Origin of the sequence: Mesorhizobium sp. M2A.F.Ca.ET.039.01.1.1 (genome assembly GCF_003998035.1) — a bacterium.
Classification (GTDB): domain Bacteria; phylum Pseudomonadota; class Alphaproteobacteria; order Rhizobiales; family Rhizobiaceae; genus Mesorhizobium.
Window position 1 is genome coordinate 1 of sequence record NZ_RZRY01000758.1, and the last position, 2,786, is coordinate 2,786.

4 protein-coding genes are annotated in these 2,786 nt (G+C 63.4%); all 4 read left to right on the top strand.

The genetic code is table 11. The annotated features are described in order from the left end of the window. The first annotated feature begins 289 nt into the window (after window positions 1–289). Window positions 290–727: a transcriptional regulator GutM gene (locus EOA24_RS33190; RefSeq protein ID WP_042643996.1), complete on the top strand. Its 438-nt coding sequence runs from the start codon at window positions 290–292 to the stop codon at window positions 725–727. Window positions 728–779: 52 nt separating this feature from the next. After that, a complete protein-coding gene (locus EOA24_RS33195) occupies window positions 780–1,547 on the top strand; it encodes a PTS glucitol/sorbitol transporter subunit IIC (protein ID WP_041008501.1) in 768 nt (255 codons plus the stop codon). 15 nt (window positions 1,548–1,562) lie between these two features. After that, a complete protein-coding gene (locus EOA24_RS33200; protein WP_126082914.1) occupies window positions 1,563–2,567 on the top strand; it encodes a PTS glucitol/sorbitol transporter subunit IIB in 1,005 nt (334 codons plus the stop codon). A 29-nt stretch (window positions 2,568–2,596) separates the two neighbouring features. Continuing rightward, a partial coding sequence (locus tag EOA24_RS33205) for a PTS glucitol/sorbitol transporter subunit IIA (RefSeq protein WP_281059914.1) occupies window positions 2,597–2,786 on the top strand: 190 nt, incomplete at its 3' end.

The following is a 2,786-nucleotide window of genomic DNA, read 5'->3' on the forward strand; positions in this document are numbered from 1 at the left end:
CCCTCGCGCTGCTGCGGAAGGTGGCGCGGAACCAGCGCAGCTGCCGCAGCCTGTGGCGAAGGTCCGGCATAAGCGCCAGTTCGTGCCTGAAGGGCAGGTCCATGTCTCACATCCCGTTTGACGACAGGCTACCACAGCGCCGCCGATGCCGAAATCGGCCGGTCGGCTGTGGAGCGTTATGGCTGCTTATAATACATGTTGACATTCGAGGAAACAAATGTTCTCACTTTCGGGTCGTCTCGCCTCCGTTCAATATGTGCCGGAGGAAGAGACTCGGGAGGAGACCGAAATGGCAATCTGGCAGTGGGCACTGCTTCTGCTGTTTGTTGTCTGGGCGCTGCAATCGTTGGGCGTCTGGCTGCAGATGCGGCATTATTCGGATGTCTTCAAAGGCGTCACCAGCCAGTACAAGGACGGTTTCGTCGGCGCGGGCAATTTCCGCGGACGCCTGGCCAAGGGCACCATCGCGCTCATCGTCGTGACGCCGGATCTCATCGTGCGCCGCATGATGGTCATGAGCGGCCGTTCGGTGCTGACCAAGTTCAAGCGACATGAAGAATTCGAGGGTATCCCCCTCGATCGACTCCGGTCCAACCCTGCGATCATGGGGGAGGGGGAACCCGGTGTGGCCGAGGCCGTGAAACGGGCGATCGAGCAGATCGACCGCGCACGGTCGGAGCCGGGGAAGAAGCCGGGCCTGGCCGGCTTGAACATAGCAAGGGCTTAAACGACGCCGGCAGCCGGCTGGGAATGACCGGCAGGGGTCATAAGGAGGAGAAATGTCTGTAATTACACTATTGGCGCAGCATGCGGACCTCGCGGTGCACAACCTGCATGTCGCAGGCACCATGGTTTCGGATGCTGCCTGGCACGGCAAGCTCGGCGTCGAGCATGCCACCGATCATCTCGTGGTCCTGGCGCAGGCGACGACCGACAACGCGCCGGTCACCGCCGATCAGCTCAAGGAACAGCTGAAGAACGTGCAGCAGGAAGAGCAGCTCGGCTGGCTCACCGCCATCGGCAAGTACTTCATCGGCATCTTCCAGAAGGGCGGCGAAGTGTTCGCCGGCTTCGTCACCGGCATCATCCCGACCCTGGTCGTGCTTATGACGGCCTTCTACGCCGTCACCGAGCTGGTCGGCGAGGAGCGCGTCCACGGTCTGGCGCGTGGCGCCGGCCGCATCGCGCTGACCCGCTATACGGTGCTGCCGGTGCTCTCGGTGTTCTTCCTCACCAACCCGATGGCCTACACCTTCGGTTCCTTCCTGGAAGAAAAGCACAAGCCTGCCTTCTACGACGCGGCAGTGTCCTATGTGCATCCCCCGCTCGGCCTCTTCCCGCACATCAACCCCGGTGAATATTTCGTCTGGGGCGGCATGCTGGTCGCGCTGCTCGACCTCGAGAAGCGGGGCGTCATCGCCAATGGTTATCACGTCAAGGTAGCCATCTGGTACGCCATCGTCGGCCTCGTCGTCATCCTGCTGAAGGGCATCCTGACCGAGCGCATCACGGCCATCATGGCACGCCGCCAGGGCGTCGAGCTCTAAGGGCGGGAGGACACCATGGCCAAGACATACAAGGCAGTAAAGATATCGAAGGGGTCGACCGGTTGGGGCGGCCCCCTGGTCATCGAGCCGACCGAGCAGCGCAACAAGGTCGTGTCGGTAACCGGTGGCGGCATCCATCCGGTGGCGCAGCTCATTGCCGACATGACCGGCGCCCAGGCTGTCGACGGCTTCAAGTCGCCGCCGATCGAAAGCGAGATGGCGGTCGTCGTCGTCGACTGCGGCGGCACCGCGCGCTGCGGCGTCTACCCGCGCAAGCGTATCCCGACCGTCAATCTGACGCCGGTCGGCCAGGCGGGTCCGCTCGCCCAGTTCATCACGGAAGACATCTACGTTTCGGGCGTGAAGCCGGCCAATGTCGCAATGGCGGACGGATCCGAAGCGGTCACCACTGCGGGGGGAGCAGCATCGATGAGTTCAAGCAACAACACCACAGCCAGGGCGGCCGAGCCGCTGCCGAGCGAAGGCGGGCTTATCGGCCTGATCAGCTCGATCGGCCGCGTCATGGGCCGCGTGGTCGGCATCTTCTTCAACTCCGGCCGCCGCACCATCGATCAGGTCGTCCGCAACGTGCTGCCCTTCATGGCTTTCGTGACCATGCTGATCGGCCTGATCCTCTATACCGGCATCGGCGATGTGCTGGCGCAGCCGATGGGTCCGCTGGCCAACAACATCGTCGGCCTGCTGGTCATCTCGGCCATCTGCGGCCTGCCGTTCCTGTCGCCCATCCTGGGACCGGGCGCGGTCATCGCCCAGGTCATCGGCGTCGCCATCATCGGCCCGCAGATCGCCAACGGCACCATCTCGCCCGCAATGGCGCTGCCGGCGCTGTTTGCCTACAACACCCAGGTGGGCTGCGACTTCGTTCCTGTCGGTCTGGCGCTCGGTGAGGCCAAGCCGAAGACGATCGAAATCGGCGTGCCGGCGGTGCTCATCAGCCGCCAGATCATGGGCCCGGTCTCCGTGCTGATCGCATGGGTCGTGTCCCTGATCGTGTTCTAAAATAGCAGTAATAAAACGAGGTTCGCCAAATGTCGGTTCTTCTCAAGACACGGGTCACGGCAATTGGACCCGAAGTGGCGGACCTCGCCGAAGGCGGCGTGCTCATCCTGTTCGCGGATGGCTCGCCTCCCGAACTGGCCGAGGTCTCCGTGCTGCACAAGACGGAAGAAGGCCCGAGCGACGATGCGCCGGCAACAGGCGCCTCCATCACGCTCGGGC

Excerpts from the sequence above, each read along its gene's own strand:
- EOA24_RS33190 (WP_042643996.1), top strand. The coding sequence starts at position 290 with ATGGCAATCTGGCAGTGGGCACTGCTTCTGCTGTTTGTTGTCTGGGCG.
- EOA24_RS33195 (WP_041008501.1), top strand. The coding sequence starts at position 780 with ATGTCTGTAATTACACTATTGGCGCAGCATGCGGACCTCGCGGTGCAC.
- EOA24_RS33200 (WP_126082914.1), top strand. The coding sequence starts at position 1,563 with ATGGCCAAGACATACAAGGCAGTAAAGATATCGAAGGGGTCGACCGGT.